Genomic DNA, 18,277 nt, shown 5'->3' on the forward strand with positions numbered 1-18,277 from the left:
CGGCGCGTCGAGTAGCGTTGCCGACCATGCGTCTCGTCATCGCCAGGTGCTCCGTGGACTACGCGGGCCGGCTCACCGCACATCTGCCCTCCGCTCCCCGTCTGATCCTGGTGAAGGCGGACGGCAGCGTGTCGATCCACGCGGACGACCGGGCCTACAAGCCCCTCAACTGGATGTCTCCGCCCTGCACGCTGAAGGAGGGCAGCGGCGAGGAGGACGGCGTCTGGACCGTCGTCAACAAGGCGGGCGAGAAGCTCATCATCACGATGGAGGAGGTCCTGCACGACTCCTCGCACGAACTCGGGGTGGACCCCGGCCTGATCAAGGACGGCGTGGAAGCGCACCTCCAGGAACTGCTCGCCGACCGCATCGACACCCTCGGCGAGGGCTACACGCTGATCCGCCGTGAGTACATGACCGCCATCGGGCCGGTGGACATCCTGTGCCGGGACGCGAACGGGGCGACGGTGGCCGTGGAGATCAAGCGGCGCGGCGAGATCGACGGTGTCGAGCAGCTCACCCGCTACCTCGACCTCCTCAACCGCGACCCCCACCTCGCGCCGGTGCGCGGGGTCTTCGCGGCCCAGGAGATCAAGCCCCAGGCGCGGGTCCTCGCCACCGACCGGGGCATCGACTGCCACGTCCTCGACTACGACGCCCTGCGCGGCATCGAGGACGACAAACTCCGCCTGTTCTGATCCCTGTCCCCGGCCGCTCCGCGCCTTCCCCGGGGCGTGCGACGGCGCCCGGCCGTGTCCCGGCCGGGCGCCGTGGCACGTTCGGGGCCGGTCACATCACGGTGTCGGGTGAGGCGGGCCCGCTGCTCTCGGGCGTGCTCGTTCCAGGCGTGCTCGTCCCGGGTGTGCCCGCGGACTGGCTCATGGATTCGCTCTGGGTCGGGCTGGAGGACACCGAACCGCTGGCGGACGTCGTGGTGTCCCCCGTCGGTGACTCGGAGGCGGGCGGGGTGGTCGCCGTCGACGGGGGCCCGGTCGGGGACTTCGACGGGGACGCGCTCGGGGACTCGCTTCCCGTCGACGCCGACGGGGGCGGCGAGGTCGTCGCCGGCTCCGACGGCCCGGCCGGGGAACTCGCGCCGGTCTCCGTGCCGCCCTGGGTGCTGCCGTCCCCGGGGGTGGCACCACCCGTGCCGGTGGTGGGCGAGGGCGTGGCGGACGTGGTGGGGCCGGTGTCGGCGGGGCGGGTGGTGGCCTCGCCGGCGTCGCCGTCCGCGCCCGCCTCCTCGGTGTCCGGGCCGTCGCCGGCGAGCCCGTCGTCGGTGCCGATGCCGACGGAGGGGCTGACGCCGCCCCGGTCGGCAGGGTCGTCCGCGGTCTTGTCGGAGGTGGCGCCGAGGGTGACGACGGTACCGAGCACGGCGACGAGCAGCGCCCCGGCGCCGGCCGCGACCAGGTTGCGCCGGGCGAACCCGCGCAGCCGGTCCCGCCGGTGGGCCATGGGTCCGGTCGCCTCGACGGGCGGGGTGACCAGGGTCGGCGCGGTGGACGGCCCGGGGGGCAGCGCGCGGGGCGCGCGCTGCGCCGGTTCCGCGGGCCGGGCGTCGGGTGTCCCGGCCTCGCCGGTCCCGGCCGCCGCCGTGATCGCGGCGATCCCGGGCACGTCCCCGGAGCGGTCGGCGACCAGGGCGAGCGCCCGGCGGCCGGCGACGGTGCCGCGCTTGTCGGCGAGCGCGCCGCGCAGCCCGATGGAGGACTCCAGTTCGGCGCGGGCGCGGTCGAGGTCTCCCTCGCACAGGGCGAGCACGCCGAGTTCATGGTGGAAGTAGGCCTGCTCGGCGACTTCCCCGGCGAGTCGCGCGGCCTCGGCGCCGGCCCGCAGTGTGTTCTCCCAGGCGTCCCAGCGCAGTCCGGCGGCGAAGGCGGGCGCCGCCGCCCGGGCCAGCCGTACGGGAACGCTCTCCTCGCCCTCGGCGGGCGGTGCGGCGGCCGGGGCGAGGGTGCCGAGGGCGGCGAGGACGGCGTCGGCCTCCGCGCAGACCCGCTCGGGGGCGACCGAGGGGTGCCCGGCCCACCAGGCGTAGTGCTGGGCGGCGGTGTGCAGCAGGTCGTCGGCGTCGTCGGCGTATCCGGCGGCCTCCAGCTGGGTCTGGACGCCGGCGGCGAGCCGGTAGCGGGAGCCGACCGGGGAGACCAGTCCGCAGGCGGCGAGTTCGCCGAGGGCGGCGTCGGCGTGGGTGTCGCCCACGAGGGCGGGCAGGTGGGCCTGGTGCGGCACCTCGCCGTCGAGGGCCACGGCGAAGCGCAGGGTGGCCCGGGCGGAGGCGGAGAGCCGGGAGGCGAGCAGCGGGGCGGGGGCGGCGGCCTCGCCGAGGGAGGGCAGGGGTATCGGCTCGCCGTCCCCGGACGCCGTGTCGGCCGGGACGGCGTCGGCGGGCTCGGACAGGGCGCGGGCGTCCTCGAAGACCCCGAGTTCGTCGACGGCGTCGGCGCCGGCCCGCAGCCGGTCGCGCTGCCGCAGCAGGGCCCCGGCCTGGACGAAACGCAGCGGCAGGCCCTCGGACTCGAACCAGAGGTCGCCGGCCCAGTTGGTCTCCTCCTCGGTGAGGGCCCGGCCGACGACGCGTTCGATGATGTCGATGCCGCCGGGGCGGTCCAGGCCGGACAGGGTGACCTCCTCGACGCCGGACTCGGCGGAGGGGGCCGGGGCGCCGGGGGCGGTGCCGAACAGGTAGGCGCACTCGGGGGTGGCGTCGAGCAGGCCGTCGAGGGCCGTGCCGCCGAGGTCGAGGTCGTCGATGACGACGACCGCGCCGATCTCGCCGACGAGGGAACGCAGTTCGGCGGGGTCGGGCCGGCGGTCGGGGGCGTCGTGGACGGCGTGGAAGAGGTCGTGCAGCAGGTCGTCGGTGGTGCGGTGCAGGCCGCAGAGGCGGACCACGCCGTCGGGGGCGAGGTCGGCGCAGTCCTCGGCGACGAGGTCGAGCAGCCGGGTGCGGCCGGAGCCGGCCGGGCCGACGAGGCGGACGGAGCGGCCGCGCGCGAGGAGCCGGACGAGCTGTTCGCGTTCGTCCTGGCGGCCCAGCAGCGGCAGCGCGGGCTGGGCGGGCCCGGCGGGGGCGGGCGGGCGGGCGGCGCGTTCGGCCTCGGCGCGGGCGGTGGCCGTCCGCCGGCCGGGGCGGTCGGGGCGTGCCTTTCCGGCGTCCGGTCCGCTCGGCAGACCGGCTCCGCCGGGCGGGCACAGCTCGATCTCGCTGCCGTCGACCGGGTTGACGGTGACCAGGTACTCGCCGGCGAAGACCTGCGCGGTGCGGGCGACGGCCGGGGCGTGCTGGCCGAGCTCGGGTGTCAGGGGCTCCCTGGACGGACGTGGGCGTGGCGCGCGGCGGTCGCCCTCATGGCCGTACTCCTCGGGTCCCCGGTTGGTCGGGTCCATGGGTTCAAGCCCCCCAAAAGCGTCGTGTGGCGGTAGCCCCTCCCGGCCTTGCTGCACACTGCGCTGTCGCTTCTGGTCCGGTGCCCGCGCGAGGGATGCGGGCGGCGGGCAGACGAACGGTAAACCTTCGCACAGTATCTCCGACAGGCCGGGGTGCCATGCAGTCCGAATGTCCGACCGACAGGGGGGGCATGCCGTCCGAGACGTCACGGTCCGGTGAGGATTGGGCGCGACGCGCGGTGCGCGGCGGCCGGGCCGACCGGCGGCCGGTCAGACCCGGGGCAGCGACTCCGCCGCCAGGCCGCCCTCGATGGCCAGGATGCGGTGCAGCCGGGTGGCCACCAGCAGGCGCTGCAGCTGCGGCGGTACGCCGCGCAGCACCAGGCGGCGGCCGCAGCGGCCCGCCCGCCGGTGGGCACCCATGATCACACCGAGCCCGGTGGCGTCCCAGGAGTCCAGTTCGGACAGGTCGAGCACGAGGTCGCCGACGCCGCGGTCGACGGCCGTGTGCAGGGCCGTACGGGCGTCCGCCGCGCTGCGGACGTCGAGGCGGCCCCCGACGACCAGCTCGGCATGGTCGCCCCTGATGTGCATATGCGCTCCCCTAAGCGTGTGCGTCCTGTGCTCCGCGTGTGGCTGTCCGGCGTTGCAACCTCTGACTGCGGGAAGCGGCCGGAGGTTGCCGTCTGTGAGCGAACCGATACCGAATTCACCCCTAGGTGTGATGCGCCCGAGGTGTGTGCGGTGCGTGTGCAAGATCTCAGTATCCGTAAAGCCCTGCCCGCTCCGGTGGCGGACGTCACCGGCGTCCACCGTCCGGCGCATCGACGGCGGCCCGCCGCCCGACCACCGTGCGCGGTTCCCTTCGCCGGACATTAGCGCTCGCGCGGGGCGGCGCGGCGGGCTTAGTAACGCGTTTCACGTCTCACGGGGTGAGACGCCCGTCACGTGTCCGGTGAGAAGTCCCGGCGGCGGGCGGGAAGTTCACCGTTTCGCCCCGAGTCACCTTCTTTGTCCCACCTGTCCGTGCGCTGGAATCGCGGGCGGAGCCTCCGGTACAACCGGGCACCCACCGACCCCGAGGTCGCCCGGACCGCGCCCTCGGGAGCCCTCAGGAGCCCGCAGGAGCCCCCCGGATGAGAACCCGTTCCGCAGTGGCCGCCACCGCCCTGGCCGCCCTCCTCTGCCTGCCGCTGACCGGATGCGGCGGCGGGGACGGCGGCGCCGACGCGGCACCGCCCACGGCCACTCAGACGCCGACGCCGTCCCCCGCCGCGGAGCCGCGGAACGCCGCGGAGTTCCTCGCCCGCGCGCGGGAGGCGATGGCCGCGCGGCCCGGCTGGACGTTCACGGTGCGGGGCGACGAGGGCCTCACCTCACCCGGCGGCGACAGCGCCGCCTCGTACACCGCCACCGTCGACCGGACGACCGGTGAGCCGATGACGCTGCACTCCACCGGCACCACCCACGTCAAGGGCGCCGACAAGCCGGAGGAGGTCTACGTCGTCGACGGCACCGGCCACATCAGGAAGGGCGCCCACGGCGTGTGGACGAGCGGCCCGGTCTCCGACCCGGGGATCGCGGCCGTGGTCGAGGACCCGATCGCCGCGCTGGACGCGTTCGCCGAGCACGGGGACGCCGTGACCGTGCGGAAGTCCGCCGGGGCCGTCGAACTGCGCGCGGCCCTCGGCTCGGCGGCACCTCTGTCGGCCGTCCGCGGCCGGGCGGTCACCGAGAAGGCGATACGCGAGTTCGCCCCGACCCGGGAGCAGTTGCGGGGCGCCGGGATCGCACCGTCGGACGACCGGATCACCGTCGAGAGCGTCGAGGAGACCCTGACGCTCGACCCCACGACGTACCGTCTCACCGCCCACCGCTTCACCTGCGTGTTCCTGATCCCCTATCAGGGCGGGGCCATGCGATACCACCAGGAGGTGACGGAGCACACGAAGGGCGTCTTCTCGGGGACGGTGACGCTGCCGGCGGGGGTGACGGGCGGCTCCTGACGCCCTGACGCCACCCCGTCTCCGCCGCCCCCACCCGGCGACGACCGTGCCGCCCGTCACAGCCCCACGACGGCCGGAAGCTCGCACCAGACGTACTTCCCTCGGTCCCCGAACCGGGACAGCGGCTGCCACCCCCACACGGCGGAGCAGGCCCGCACGATCCCCAGCCCCCGCCCGCCCTCGTCCCGCGTCAGGTCGGCGCACTCCCCCGGAAACAGGGGAGGTTCGGGATCGGCGTCCCACGCCCCGATCCGTAGCACCCCGTCCGCCCACCGCACGCGCAGGGCGGCGGGCCCGTCGGTGTGCCGTACGGCGTTGGAGACCAGCTCGGCGGCGAGCAGTTCGGCGTCGTCGACGAGGTGGATGAGGCCGTGCAGGGTGAGGATCAGGCGGAGGGTGCGGCGGCAGACGGTGACGGCGCGGAGGTCGTTCGGGATGTACAGGGAGTACTCCCAGGAGTCGCCGGCCTCGGCGGCACGGGTTTCTGACATGCGTCAACTCCGTTGAGGTGGTGGGGTTTCGGAGGGATGTGCGAGCAATTCCACAGCGTGTGCGTCGCGTCACCGACAGTAGGACCTAAATTTAGGCCCCTGCAACCCACTGTCGTAATCTCACTCCGAACGGGTCGTGACCATCCGGACGGTCGAACGGCGAGGAGGAACCGCATGGGGCGGCGCAAGCAACCCACCGCGCGCCAGCTGCGCCTTGGCCTTGAGTTGCGGAAGCTACGCGAAGCGGCGGGGCTCAAGGGACTGGAGGCGGCAGCGCTGCTGGGGGCCGACTCCGTGCAGATAAGCCAGATCGAGTCCGGTATCGCGGGGGTGAGCGAGGAACGGGTGCGACGTCTGGCCGCCCATTACTCCTGCACCGACGCGGAGTTGATCGAGGCGCTGGCGGCCATGGCGACCGACCGGACGCGCGGCTGGTGGGAGGAGTACCGAGAACGCCTGCCCACGTCGTTTCTCGACCTGTCCGAGCTGGAGCACCACGCCACCCACCGCTGGGACGTGGAGCTCCTGTACGTTCCCGGCCTGCTCCAGACCGAGGACTACGCGCGGATGCTGTTCTCCTCCCGCGTACCCGAACTTCCGCGTACCGAGATCGAGCTGCGCGTCCAACACCGCACACGGCGGCGCGGCATCCTGCAAGGGCCGAAACCGGTCCCGTACACAGCGGTGGTCCACGAGTCGGCGCTGCGTATGCGGGTGGGCGGCCGGAGTACCTTGCGGGCCCAGCTCGCACACCTCCTGGAAGCGTCCGAGGCCGACCACGTGACGGTGAGGGCCATCCCGTTCGAGACGGACAGCTTCACGCCGCTCGGAAGCACCATCGTGTACGCGGGCGGAGACATCCCGAAGCTGGACACCGTGGTGCAGGACGCTCCACACGGCACGGTGTTCATCGACGCCGAAGCCCAGCTCGGCGTCTTTCGAACACTCCTCCGTAGAGTGGAAGCCGCATCACTGGACCCCGAGCGGTCACGGGACTTCATCCACAGGGTGGCAAAGGAGCTGTGAGGCCATGACGACCTCCGACACCTGGCGCAAGTCGTCGTACTCAGGCGGCGGCGACGGCAACGCCTGCGTCGAAATAGCCGTGCGTCGCGGCCAGATGGCGATACGCGACTCCAAGGCCCCCGCCCACGCCACCCTCACGTTCCCCGCTCCGGCCTTCACCGCCTTCGTCGGTTCCCTCCGGGATGGCGGGCCGGGTATCACGGGAGCCGGCGTCGCCGGTTCGACGTAATTCTCCGGGCGTTCCCGGACCGCCTTCCGGCCGCCGCACGACGACGCCGGTTTCATGGGCCGGGTGATCCCAGGAATCCACCGCTCCCCCGCCCCGTCCCCCCGTACCCGCGGGCTGTGCGTCGCCGCGGCGGCCGTCGGCGCGCTGCTCCTCGCCCACGGCTACCCGGCCGCCGGTGCCGAAGCCCCTCGCCCGGTGTTCCCCGTTCCGGTCGACGTCGGCGACGCCGCCCAGGTCATCACCGTCGAGGCCGACGGCTCGCACGCCACGGTCACCGCCTGGACCAAGGGGCCGCTGCGCTGGAGGGCGCGGTTCGGCACGGGTGCCGGGCGCGTCGGGCAGAACGGTGTGACCGACGGGACGACCCGGCGGCAGGGGACCCGGACGACGCCCTCCGGCACGTACACGATCACCGAGGGGTTCGGCGTGCAGCCGAGCCGTACGAGGATGCCGTACCACGTGGTGGACGCGGGCGACTGGTGGGTGCAGGACCCGGAGTCACGGTTCTACAACTCGATGCACGGGGAGGCCGGTGCCGACTTCCCGCTCACCGAGGCGGGTGACCGGGGCAGCGAGCATCTGATCGACTACCCCGTCCAGTACGCGAAGGCGCTGGTCATCGACTTCAACCGGTGGCCCGCCGTGCCCGGCCGGGGCGCCGGGATCTTCCTGCACGTCAACGGGTCGGGCGCGACCGCCGGCTGTGTGTCCGTGCCGCGCGCCACGATGGACCGGATCATGCGCTGGATCCGGCCGGGCGCCCACCCCCGCATCGCCATCGGGTGACCGAACGGCCGCTGACCTCACCTACGCTGGCCCCATGGTCAACCTGACACGCATCTACACCCGTACCGGCGACCAGGGCACGACGGCCCTCGGTGACATGAGCCGGGTCAAGAAGACGGACCTGCGGATCTCCGCGTACGCCGACGCCAACGAGGCCAACGCGGTGATCGGCACGGCGATCGCGCTGGGCGGGCTGGACGAGGAGGTCGTCAAGGTCCTCACCCGCGTGCAGAACGACCTGTTCGACGTGGGCGCGGACCTGTCGACCCCGGTGGTGGAGAACCCGGAGTTCCCGCCGCTCAGGGTCGAGCAGTTCTACGTGGACCGGCTGGAGGCCGACTGCGACCGCTTCAACGCCGAACTGGAGAAGCTGCGGTCCTTCATCCTGCCCGGCGGCACCCCGGGCGCGGCCCTGCTGCACCAGGCGTGCACGGTCGTACGCCGGGCCGAGCGGTCCACCTGGGCCGCCCTGGAGGCCCACGGCGAGGCGATGAACCCCCTCACCGCCACCTACCTCAACCGCCTCTCCGACCTGCTGTTCATCCTGGCCCGGACGGCGAACAAGGCGACGGGGGACGTGCTGTGGGTGCCGGGCGGGGAGCGGTAGCCGGCGGCTAGCTCCGTTTCGACGCGGGCTCCCGTTTCGGGAACAGCGTGTAGCTCGCCGCGATGAGCAGGTTGATGCCGATCACCCACAGCATCCGCTGCTGCCAGGCCACCAGGGACCCGGTGTCGCCGTCGTCGCCGACGTACCAGACCGCGGCCTGCAGCAGCGCGATGGCGACGGCCGCGGCCAGGCTCCAGCGGCCGGCCACCTTCCACTCGTGGACGGCGCGGGCGGTGCCGTACTTCGGGGGGCGCGCGGGCGGCGGGCCGTCGGCGAAGCGGTGGGCGATGCGGGCGTCGGCCCACTTGACCGTCGCGTGCCCGAGCCCCACGGTGAAGCCGATGTAGACGGCGGCGAGGCCGTGCCGCCAGTCCGGTTCGGCGCCGCCTCGGAGGTCGACCGCGGTCACGGCGAACAGCACCACCTCCAGCAGCGGCTCGCACAGCAGCAGGGCGAGGCCGGTCCGGGGCATCCGCAGCGCGTACCGGAAGACCAGCCCGGCGGCCAGCAGCACCCAGAAGGCCACCTCGCAGGCGACGATCAACCCGACGATCACGGTCCGCTCCTCTCGCTCACCCCTCCAGGCTCGCTGCGGATTCCGCCGGACACGTCGTCTCCGGCGACGATGTCGGGGCCCCTCGGGTCCGTCGAAAGATGCAGTGCGCGACCCTCCCCGGGCATCAGGCGAGCACCCCGCGCGCGGTGTTGGATGGGGATCATGGCCACCGCCCCGCCGATCCCCCGCCCGAACCGCTTCGACGTGTCGATCGCCGTCGGCGGGCTGCTCGGCGGGGTCACGATGTGGGCGCTCGGCCTGTACACCTCGGGCAGCGGCCTCCTCCCGGCCGACTGGGGGCTCGTCCCGCTGGTGGTGATGGCGGCCCTGGAGCTGCTGCGCCGGTCCCGGCCGAGCTTCGCGCTCGTCGTGGGCACCCTGGCGCTGACCTTCGACATGCTCACCCCGGGCAACGCCGCGACGATCATCATGTACACGGATCTCGCCTACGCGGCCGTGCTGTACGGCACCCCGGCCGCCGCCCGCCGGATCCCGGTGACCACCGGTCTGGCCACGGTCGCGATCACGCTCGGCTTCCTCGTCTGGTGGCGTGATCCGCAGGCGCTGTTCGTCGGACTGGGCGCGGCCATCGTCTCGTTCGGGCCGGCGGCCACCGGGGCACTGGTGCGCGACCACCGCGACGCCGCGGAGGCGGCCCGGCTGCGCGCCGAACAGACCGCGCTGCTCGCCGAGATGGACCGCTCCCAGGCGGTGACCGCGGAACGGGCGCGGGTGGCACGGGAGTTGCACGACATGGTCGCCAACCACCTGTCCGCCATCGCCATCCACTCCACGGCCGCGCTCTCCCTGGACGACCCGGCGACCTCGAAGGACGCGCTCGCCGTCATCCGGGAGAACAGCGTCGCGGGGCTGGCCGAGATGCGCCGGCTGATCGGGATCCTGCGCGACAGCGGCGCCGGGACGGAGCCGGCGGTGGCGCCGACCCTCGACGGTCTGACCGCGCTGGTCGAGGGGGCCCGCACCAACGGCCTCGACGTGACTCTGGCCGGCCTCGGAGGCGGCCCCCTGCCCGCCCCCGTCGAGCTGGCCGCCTACCGCATCGTGCAGGAGTCCCTCACCAACGCCCTCAAGCACGCCGCCCCCGGCCCGGTGCGGGTGTCGCTGGCCCGCAGGGACGGCGCCCTGGAGGTCGCGGTGAGCAGCCCGTACGGCGCGGCGGGCGGCGAGCACGGGGACGGGGACGGTGGCCCCCGGGCGCCCGGTTCCGGCGCCGGGCTGGTCGGGATGCGGGAGCGGGCCACGCTGCTCGGCGGTACGTTCGCCGCCGGGGCCAGGGGTGCGCAGTGGACGGTCCACGCGACGCTGCCGCTCGCGGACACCCCGCCGGAATGAGCCGACAAGGAGATGCCGTATGAGTCCCGCCATCCGTGTCCTCGTCGCCGAGGACCAGTCCGCCGTGCGCGCCGGACTGGTGCTCATCCTGCGCAGCGCGCCCGGCGTCGAGGTGGTCGGCGAGGCGGCGGACGGCGAGGAGGCGGTGGCGCTGGCCCGGCGGCTGCGTCCGGACCTGGTGCTGATGGACGTTCAGATGCCGCGTCTGGACGGGGTGTCGGCGACCCGGCAGGTGGTCGGGGAGGGGCTGGCCGACGTGCTGGTGCTGACCACGTTCGACCTCGACGAGTACGTGTTCGGCGCGCTGCGGGCGGGGGCCGCCGGCTTCCTGCTGAAGAACACCGAGGCACGCGATCTGATCGCGGCGGTGCGGACGGTGGCGGCCGGTGAGGGGATCGTCGCGCCGGCCGTGACGCGCCGGCTCATCGCGGAGTTCGCGGCCGGTTCCGCGCGGCGGCCGGATACGGACGGGGCGGTTCTGGAGGGGCTGACGCGGCGGGAGCGCGAGGTGCTGTCGTGCCTCGGCGAGGGGCTGTCCAATGCGGCGATCGCGGAGCGGCTGCGGATGGCGGAGGCGACGGTGAAGACGCACGTCAGCCGGTTGCTGGCGAAGCTGGAGCTGCGCAGCCGGGTGCAAGCGGCGGTGCTCGCCAGGGAGTTGGGTCTGTGACCGGGACCCGGTGACCGCCGCCGGTCCAGTGGTCCAGACCTATTGACCTATGGTCCAGACCTTTCTATTCTCGCCGCACTGTGGGCTGAAGGCTCAGTCATGCCCACGGCACCCCACACCTCGTACGAGGACGACAAGAGGAGGCGCAGGATGCGCTTCAGACACAAAGCGGCGGCCGGCTTCGCCACCCTGCTGCTCCCACTCGCCGGACTGGTCGGGCTCGCGGCGCCCGCCGAGGCCGCCACGTCCGCCACCGCGACCTACGCCAAGACCCAGGACTGGGGCACCGGCTTCGAAGGCAAGTGGACCGTCAAGAACACCGGGACCACCTCGCTCAGTTCCTGGACCGTCGAGTGGGACTTCCCCACCGGCACGTCCGTCACCTCCGCCTGGGACGCCGACGTCACCTCCGCCGGCAACCACTGGACCGCCAAGAACAAGTCCTGGAACGGCACGCTCGCCCCGGGGGCCTCGGTCTCCTTCGGCTTCAACGGCGCCGGCTCCGGCTCCCCGGCCGACTGCAAGCTCAACGGCGGCAGCTGTGACGGCGGTTCGCTCCCCGGCGACTCCGCCCCGTCCGCCCCGGGCACCCCGACCGCCTCGAACGTCACCGACACCTCGGTCAAGCTGACCTGGTCGGCGGCCACCGACGACAACGGCGTCAAGAACTACGACGTGCTGCGCGGCGGCAGCAAGGTCGCCACCGTGACCACCACGTCGTACACCGACAGCGGCCTGACCGCCGGCACCGACTACTCCTACTCCGTCCAGGCCCGCGACACCGCCGACCAGACCGGACCGGTCAGCGGCTCGGTCGCCGTGCGCACCACCGGCGGCTCCACCGAGCCCCCGCCCACCGGCGACAAGGTCAAGCTCGGCTACTTCACCGAGTGGGGCATCTACGGCCGGAACTACAACGTCAAGAACCTGGTGACCTCCGGCTCCGCGTCCAAGATCACGCACATCAACTACGCCTTCGGCAACGTCACCGGCGGCAAGTGCGCGATCGGCGACTCCTACGCCGACTACGACAAGGCGTTCACCGCCGACCTCTCCGTCGACGGCGTCGCCGACACCTGGGACCAGCCGCTGCGCGGCAACTTCAACCAGCTGCGCAAGCTGAAGGCCAAGTACCCGCACATCAAGGTGCTGTGGTCGTTCGGCGGCTGGACCTGGTCCGGCGGCTTCGGCCAGGCGGCGGCCAACCCGGCCGCGTTCGCCCAGTCCTGCTACGACCTGGTCGAGGACCCGCGCTGGGCCGACGTCTTCGACGGCATCGACATCGACTGGGAGTACCCGAACGCCTGCGGTCTGAGCTGTGACACCAGCGGGGCGGCTGCCTTCAAGAACCTGATGTCGGCGCTGCGCGCCAAGTTCGGCCAGAACTACCTGATCACCGCGGCCACCACCGCCGACGGCTCCTCCGGCGGCAAGATCGACGCCGCCGACTACGCGGGCGCCGCACAGTACGTCAACTGGTACAACGTGATGACGTACGACTTCTTCGGCGCCTGGGAGGCCAAGGGCCCGACCGCCCCGCACTCCCCGCTCACCTCGTACGCGGGCATCCCGCAGCAGGGCTTCACCACCGCCGACGCCATCGCCAAGTACAAGGCCAAGGGCGTGCCCGCGAGCAAGCTGCTCGTCGGCATCGGCTTCTACGGCCGCGGCTGGACCGGCGTCACCCAGGACGCCCCCGGCGGCACCGCGACCGGCCCGGCGGCCGGCACCTACGAGCAGGGCATCGAGGACTACAAGGTCCTCAAGAACTCCTGCCCGGCCACCGGCACCGTCGCCGGCACCGCGTACGCGCACTGCGGCACCAACTGGTGGTCGTACGACACCCCCGCCACCATCGGCGCCAAGATGACCTGGGCCAAGAACCAGGGCCTGGGCGGCGCCTTCTTCTGGGAGTTCAGTGGCGACACCGGCAACGGTGAGCTGGTGAGCGCCATCGACAGCGGCCTGCGGTAGACCCACCGCGGCCCCAGGACGCCGCGGCCGGACCACGAGTCCGGCCGCGGCTTCGTCGTTGCGAGACCGCTCGGGCGGGTGATCAGGCCACGTTCACCCGCTGCCCGGGGGGCGCCGCCTCCAGCCAGGCCAGGAAACCGGTCAGGGCGTCCTCGCTCATCGCCAGCTCCAGCCGGACGCCCTGGTGCAGACAGGTGAGGATCACCGCGTCGGAGAGCAGCGCCAGCTCCTCCTCGCCCTCGGGCAGCCGACGGCCGGCCACCTCGACGGAGGCCCGCTCCAGCACACGGCGCGGCCGGTAGGCGTAGGAGAAGACGCGGAACCACGCGACGCGGTCACCGCTGTAGCGGGCCACACCGTAGCCCCAGCCCTTGCCACTGGTGTCGGGGTTCTCCGCCACGTCCCAGCGCAGGGAGCAGTCGAAGGTGCCGCCGGAGCGCTGGATGAGTCTGCGGCGCAGGCCGAAGACGAACAACCCCAGCACCACCAGGGCGACGACGATTCCGCACACAGTCAGAGCGAGGACCATCGACACCGACCTCCTCGTCTCCTAGATCGCGGAACAGGTAACGGAATATAAAAAACACCCGGATTCACCTCAGCCGCGGCTGGGACCGGATCGCTCCGGTTCCAGCCGCGGCTGAGATACGTCACGCGTGGCAGGCTGTGTCAGCGCGCCGCCACCGCCCGCAGGCGGACCTCCGCGCGGCGCTCGGCGAAGGCGTCGGCCTTCGTCTTGGCGCGCTCCAGGGCCCGCTCGGCACGCTGGACGTCGATCTCGTCCGACAGCTCGGCGATCTCGGCCAGCAGCGACAGCTTGTTGTCCGCGAACGAGACGAAACCGCCGTGCACCGCGGCGACGACCGTCCCACCTTCACTCGTACGGATGGTCACCGGGCCCGACTCCAGCACACCGAGCAGCGGCTGGTGACCGGGCATGACGCCGATGTCGCCGGACGTGGTGCGCGCGACGACCAGGGTGGCCTCGCCGGACCAGACCTGGCGGTCCGCGGCGACCAGCTCGACGTGCAGCTCAGCAGCCAAGGGTGGCTCCTCGGGTCACCACCCGGCGCTCTCGCCGGGTGTCAGTTACAAGTCTAATGGGCGTGACTGAGGGGGCGGGACGAACCCGCCCCCTCTTACGTCACACAGGTACCGGGGTCAGGAGACGCCCAGTTCCTTCGCGTTCTTCTTGAGGTCCTCGAGACCACCGCACATGAAGAACGCCTGCTCCGGGAAGTGGTCGTACTCGCCGTCGCAGATCGCGTTGAACGCGGCGATCGACTCGTCCAGCGGCACGTCCGAACCGTCCACGCCGGTGAACTGCTTGGCGACGTGGGTGTTCTGGGACAGGAAGCGCTCCACGCGACGGGCACGGTGGACGACGAGCTTGTCCTCCTCGCCGAGCTCGTCGATACCGAGGATCGCGATGATGTCCTGGAGGTCCTTGTACTTCTGCAGGATCGTCTTGACGCGCATGGCGGCGTCGTAGTGGTCCTGCGCGATGTAGCGCGGGTCCAGGATGCGGGACGTGGAGTCCAGCGGGTCCACGGCCGGGTAGATGCCCTTCTCGGAGATCGGACGGGACAGAACCGTCGTCGCGTCGAGGTGGGCGAAGGTGGTGGCCGGGGCCGGGTCGGTCAGGTCGTCCGCGGGGACGTAGATCGCCTGCATCGAGGTGATCGAGTGACCGCGGGTCGAGGTGATGCGCTCCTGGAGGAGACCCATCTCGTCGGCCAGGTTCGGCTGGTAGCCCACCGCGGAGGGCATGCGGCCGAGCAGGGTCGACACCTCGGAACCGGCCTGCGTGAAGCGGAAGATGTTGTCGATGAAGAACAGCACGTCCTGCTTCTGGACGTCACGGAAGTACTCGGCCATGGTCAGGCCGGCCAGCGCGACGCGCAGACGGGTGCCCGGCGGCTCGTCCATCTGACCGAAGACCAGCGCGGTCTTGTCGATGACGCCGGAGTCCGACATCTCCTCGATGAGGTCGTTGCCCTCACGGGTGCGCTCGCCGACACCGGCGAACACGGAGACACCGTCGTGGTTGTTGGCGACGCGGTAGATCATCTCCTGGATGAGCACCGTCTTGCCGACGCCGGCGCCGCCGAACAGACCGATCTTGCCGCCCTTGACGTACGGGGTCAGCAGGTCGATGACCTTGACGCCGGTCTCGAACATCTCGGTCTTCGACTCGAGCTCGTCGAAGTTCGGCGCCTTGCGGTGGATGGACCAGCGCTCGCCGTCGTAGGACTCGTCGACGTTCAGCACCTCACCGAGGGTGTTGAACACCTTGCCCTTGGTGAAGTCGCCGACCGGGACGGTGATGCCCGTGCCCGTGTCGGTGACCGGGGCCTGGCGGACCAGACCGTCGGTGGGCTGCATGGAGATGGTGCGGACCAGGCCGTCACCCAGGTGCTGGGCGACCTCCAGGGTCAGCGTCTTCTTCTCGCCGGCGTTGGCCGGGTCGGCCACCTCGACGTGAAGGGCGTTGTAGATGTCCGGCATCGCGTCGACGGGGAACTCCACGTCGACGACCGGGCCGATGACCCGCGCGACGCGGCCCGTCGCCGTGGCCGTCTGAGCAGTGGTGGTCATTAGTTGTCACTCCCCGCGGTCGCGTCGGCCAGGGCACTCGCGCCACCGACGATCTCGCTGATTTCCTGGGTGATTTCGGCCTGGCGGGCCGCGTTGGCAAGCCGCGAGAGCGTCTCGATGAGCTCTCCGGCGTTGTCGGTGGCCGACTTCATCGCGCGCCGCGTGGCGGCGTGCTTGGAGGCGGCCGACTGGAGCAGCGCGTTGTAGATCCGGCTCTCCACGTAGCGCGGCAGCAGGGCGTCGAGGACGTCCTCCGCGGAGGGCTCGAAGTCGTACAGCGGGAGAATCTCGTTCTGAGGCTTCTCCGCCGCCACCTCGTCGAGGCTGAGCGGCAGCAGGCGGGAGTCGACCGCCGTCTGCGTCATCATCGACACGAACTCGGTGTAGACGATGTGGAGCTCGTCCACGCCGCCGTCCGCCGTGTCCTTCTCGATGGCCTCGATCAGGGGGGCCGCGACCTTCTTGGCGTCCGCGTACGTCGGCTCGTCGGTGAAGCCCGTCCACTGCTCCGCGATCTTGCGCTCGCGGAAGTTGTAGTGGGCGACACCGCGCCGGCCGACGATGTACGTGTCGACCTGCTTGCCCTCGCGCTCGAGGCGCGCGGTGAGCTGCTCCGCCGCCTTGATGGCGTTGGAGTTGAACGCGCCGGCGAGGCCGCGGTCACTCGTCAGGAGCAGCACCGCGGACCGCACGACCGTCTCGGCCTGCGTGGTCAGCGGGTGCCTGGTGTTCGAACCGGTACCGACCGCCGTGACCGCGCGGGTGAGCTCGGTCGCGTACGGCGTGGAGGCCGCCACCTTGCGCTGCGCCTTGACGACGCGCGAGGCGGCGATCATCTCCATCGCCTTCGTGATCTTCTTGGTCGCGGTGACGGATCGGATGCGACGCTTGTAGACCCGGAGCTGGGCTCCCATGAGTCAGGTCCCTTCCTTACGTCACTTGGAGACGCTGACGGCCGTGTCCTCGCCGAGCAGCTTGCCGTCCGAGGTCTCGAACTGCTTCTTGAACTCCGCGACGGCGTCGTCGATCGCCTGGATGGTGTCGTCCGACATCTTGGCGCCCTCCTTGATGGAGGTCATCAGGCCCTGCTCCTTGCGGTGCAGGTACTCCAGCAGCTCCTTCTCGAAGCGGCGGATGTCGTTGACCGGGACGTCGTCCATACGGCCGTTGGTGCCGGCCCAGATCGACACGACCTGGTCCTCGGTGGCCATCGGCGCGTACTGGGCCTGCTTCAGCAGCTCGACCATGCGCTGGCCGCGCTCCAGCTGGGCCTTGGACGCGGAGTCCAGGTCGGAACCGAAGGCGGCGAACGCCTCCAGCTCGCGGAACTGGGCGAGGTCCACGCGGAGGCGGCCGGAGACCTGGCGCATCGCCTTGTGCTGCGCGGAACCACCGACTCGGGAGACGGAGATACCGACGTTCAGCGCGGGGCGCTGACCGGCGTTGAACAGGTCCGACTCCAGGAAGCACTGGCCGTCGGTGATGGAGATGACGTTGGTCGGGATGAACGCCGAGACGTCGTTGGCCTTGGTCTCGACGATCGGCAGACCGGTCATCGAACCGGCGCCCATGTCGTCGGAGAGCTTGGCGCAGCGCTCCAGCAGCCGGGAGTGCAGGTAGAAGACGTCACCCGGGTAGGCCTCGCGGCCCGGCGGGCGGCGCAGCAGCAGGGAGACGGCGCGGTAGGCGTCGGCCTGCTTCGACAGGTCGTCGAAGATGATCAGGACGTGCTTGCCCTCGTACATCCACTGCTGGCCGATGGCCGAGCCGGTGTACGGGGCGAGGTACTTGAAGCCGGCCGGGTCGGACGCCGGGGCGGCGACGATGGTCGTGTACTCCAGCGCGCCGTTCTCCTCCAGCGCGCGGCGGACCGACGCGATGGTCGAGCCCTTCTGGCCGATGGCGACGTAGATGCAGCGGACCTGCTTCTTCGGGTCGCCGGAGCGCCAGTTGTCACGCTGGTTGATGATCGTGTCGACGGCCAGGGCGGTCTTGCCGGTCTGGCGGTCGCCGATGATCAGCTGACGCTGACCACGGCCGATCGGGGTCATCGCGTCGACGGCCTTGTAGCCGGTCTCCATCGGCTCGTGCACCGACTTGCGCTGCATGACCGTGGGGGCCTGCAGTTCGAGGGCGCGGCGACCGGACGTCTCGATCTCGCCGAGGCCGTCGATCGGGTTGCCGAGCGGGTCGACGACGCGGCCGAGGTAGCCCTCGCCGACCGCGACGGAGAGGACCTCACCGGTGCGCGTGACCGGCTGACCCTCCTCGATGCCGCTGAACTCGCCCAGGACGACCGCACCGATCTCGCGCTCTTCCAGGTTCAGCGCGAGACCGAGGGAGCCGTCCTCGAACTTCAGCAGCTCGTTCGCCATGGCCGAGGGCAGACCCTCGATCTTGGCGATACCGTCGCCGGCGACGGTGACCGTACCGACCTCCTCGCGCGAGGCCGCGTCCGGCTTGTACGACTGGACGAAGGTCTCCAGTGCGTCCCGGATCTCCTCCGGCCGGATCGTGAGCTCCGCCATCTGGGTTCCCTGCTCTCCTTGTTGGGCCCGAAGTTTCACTTGGGGGTATTCCACGAGTTC

The 18,277-nt window shown here is 71.7% G+C and carries 18 protein-coding genes; 9 read left to right on the plus strand and 9 right to left on the minus strand.

Annotated elements, in window-relative coordinates:
- The first annotated feature begins 26 nt into the window (after positions 1–26).
- The gene (gene nucS, locus AC3ET3_RS24520) at positions 27–698 is read left to right on the plus strand and encodes an endonuclease NucS (protein ID WP_432134135.1); all 672 of its coding nucleotides are present in this window, start codon (positions 27–29) and stop codon (positions 696–698) included.
- 91 nt (positions 699–789) lie between these two features.
- Here the strand turns inward: nucS and AC3ET3_RS24525 are convergent, their stop codons facing one another.
- Both AC3ET3_RS24525 and AC3ET3_RS24530 read right to left on the minus strand, forming a co-directional pair.
- Positions 790–3,393: an ATP-binding protein gene (locus AC3ET3_RS24525; RefSeq protein WP_435612892.1), complete on the minus strand. Its 2,604-nt coding sequence runs from the start codon at positions 3,391–3,393 to the stop codon at positions 790–792.
- A 270-nt stretch (positions 3,394–3,663) separates the two neighbouring features.
- Positions 3,664–3,987: an STAS domain-containing protein gene (locus AC3ET3_RS24530; RefSeq protein ID WP_432134133.1), complete on the minus strand. Its 324-nt coding sequence runs from the start codon at positions 3,985–3,987 to the stop codon at positions 3,664–3,666.
- Positions 3,988–4,529: 542 nt separating this feature from the next.
- Between AC3ET3_RS24530 and AC3ET3_RS24535 the strand changes: the two genes are divergently transcribed.
- On the plus strand, positions 4,530–5,399 hold the full coding sequence (locus AC3ET3_RS24535; protein ID WP_435612893.1) for a hypothetical protein: 870 nt from the start codon (positions 4,530–4,532) through the stop codon (positions 5,397–5,399).
- Between the two features lie 56 nt (positions 5,400–5,455).
- Here the strand turns inward: AC3ET3_RS24535 and AC3ET3_RS24540 are convergent, their stop codons facing one another.
- Positions 5,456–5,890: an ATP-binding protein gene (locus AC3ET3_RS24540; protein ID WP_432155824.1), complete on the minus strand. Its 435-nt coding sequence runs from the start codon at positions 5,888–5,890 to the stop codon at positions 5,456–5,458.
- A gap of 174 nt (positions 5,891–6,064) precedes the next feature.
- Here AC3ET3_RS24540 and AC3ET3_RS24545 point away from each other — a divergent pair, with 174 nt between their 5' ends.
- The 4 genes from AC3ET3_RS24545 to AC3ET3_RS24560 all read left to right on the plus strand — a co-directional run bounded on the left by AC3ET3_RS24545 (position 6,065) and on the right by AC3ET3_RS24560 (position 8,538).
- A complete protein-coding gene (locus AC3ET3_RS24545) occupies positions 6,065–6,916 on the plus strand; it encodes a helix-turn-helix domain-containing protein (RefSeq protein WP_435612894.1) in 852 nt (283 codons plus the stop codon).
- A gap of 4 nt (positions 6,917–6,920) precedes the next feature.
- Positions 6,921–7,145 (plus strand): DUF397 domain-containing protein, encoded by a 225-nt coding sequence (locus tag AC3ET3_RS24550; RefSeq protein ID WP_432134129.1) that lies wholly within the window; start codon positions 6,921–6,923, stop codon positions 7,143–7,145.
- Between the two features lie 63 nt (positions 7,146–7,208).
- On the plus strand, positions 7,209–7,931 hold the full coding sequence (locus tag AC3ET3_RS24555; RefSeq protein ID WP_435612895.1) for a L,D-transpeptidase family protein: 723 nt from the start codon (positions 7,209–7,211) through the stop codon (positions 7,929–7,931).
- A 34-nt stretch (positions 7,932–7,965) separates the two neighbouring features.
- Positions 7,966–8,538: a cob(I)yrinic acid a,c-diamide adenosyltransferase gene (locus AC3ET3_RS24560; RefSeq protein WP_432134127.1), complete on the plus strand. Its 573-nt coding sequence runs from the start codon at positions 7,966–7,968 to the stop codon at positions 8,536–8,538.
- A 7-nt stretch (positions 8,539–8,545) separates the two neighbouring features.
- On the opposite strand, the gene AC3ET3_RS24565 is transcribed toward AC3ET3_RS24560, so the two are convergent.
- The gene (locus AC3ET3_RS24565) at positions 8,546–9,094 is read right to left on the minus strand and encodes a hypothetical protein (RefSeq protein WP_435612896.1); all 549 of its coding nucleotides are present in this window, start codon (positions 9,092–9,094) and stop codon (positions 8,546–8,548) included.
- Positions 9,095–9,256: 162 nt separating this feature from the next.
- Here AC3ET3_RS24565 and AC3ET3_RS24570 point away from each other — a divergent pair, with 162 nt between their 5' ends.
- The 3 genes from AC3ET3_RS24570 to AC3ET3_RS24580 all read left to right on the plus strand — a co-directional run bounded on the left by AC3ET3_RS24570 (position 9,257) and on the right by AC3ET3_RS24580 (position 13,091).
- Positions 9,257–10,447 carry a sensor histidine kinase gene (locus AC3ET3_RS24570; protein WP_435612897.1) on the plus strand — a complete coding sequence of 397 codons (1,191 nt, stop codon included), beginning with the start codon at positions 9,257–9,259 and terminating at the stop codon, positions 10,445–10,447.
- Positions 10,448–10,466: 19 nt separating this feature from the next.
- Complete coding sequence (locus AC3ET3_RS24575) at positions 10,467–11,117, plus strand: response regulator (RefSeq protein WP_432134124.1); 651 nt, start codon at positions 10,467–10,469, stop codon at positions 11,115–11,117.
- Positions 11,118–11,267: 150 nt separating this feature from the next.
- The gene (locus tag AC3ET3_RS24580; protein WP_432155830.1) at positions 11,268–13,091 is read left to right on the plus strand and encodes a glycosyl hydrolase family 18 protein; all 1,824 of its coding nucleotides are present in this window, start codon (positions 11,268–11,270) and stop codon (positions 13,089–13,091) included.
- Between the two features lie 82 nt (positions 13,092–13,173).
- Here the strand turns inward: AC3ET3_RS24580 and AC3ET3_RS24585 are convergent, their stop codons facing one another.
- From AC3ET3_RS24585 to atpA, 5 genes are all read right to left on the minus strand, one after another.
- A complete protein-coding gene (locus tag AC3ET3_RS24585; RefSeq protein WP_432134122.1) occupies positions 13,174–13,620 on the minus strand; it encodes a DUF2550 domain-containing protein in 447 nt (148 codons plus the stop codon).
- Positions 13,621–13,760: 140 nt separating this feature from the next.
- A complete protein-coding gene (locus AC3ET3_RS24590; RefSeq protein ID WP_432134121.1) occupies positions 13,761–14,135 on the minus strand; it encodes a F0F1 ATP synthase subunit epsilon in 375 nt (124 codons plus the stop codon).
- Between the two features lie 117 nt (positions 14,136–14,252).
- Entirely contained in the window at positions 14,253–15,689 is a 1,437-nt protein-coding gene (gene atpD, locus AC3ET3_RS24595) for a F0F1 ATP synthase subunit beta (RefSeq protein ID WP_432134120.1), read from the minus strand.
- Complete coding sequence (locus AC3ET3_RS24600) at positions 15,689–16,603, minus strand: F0F1 ATP synthase subunit gamma (protein ID WP_432134119.1); 915 nt, start codon at positions 16,601–16,603, stop codon at positions 15,689–15,691. Before AC3ET3_RS24600 ends, atpD begins: the two co-directional genes overlap by 1 nt.
- Positions 16,604–16,624: 21 nt before the next feature.
- Positions 16,625–18,217 carry a F0F1 ATP synthase subunit alpha gene (gene atpA, locus AC3ET3_RS24605; protein ID WP_435612898.1) on the minus strand — a complete coding sequence of 531 codons (1,593 nt, stop codon included), beginning with the start codon at positions 18,215–18,217 and terminating at the stop codon, positions 16,625–16,627.
- Positions 18,218–18,277: the final 60 nt, after the last annotated feature.

The organism is Streptomyces sp. bgisy159 (assembly GCF_057707805.1).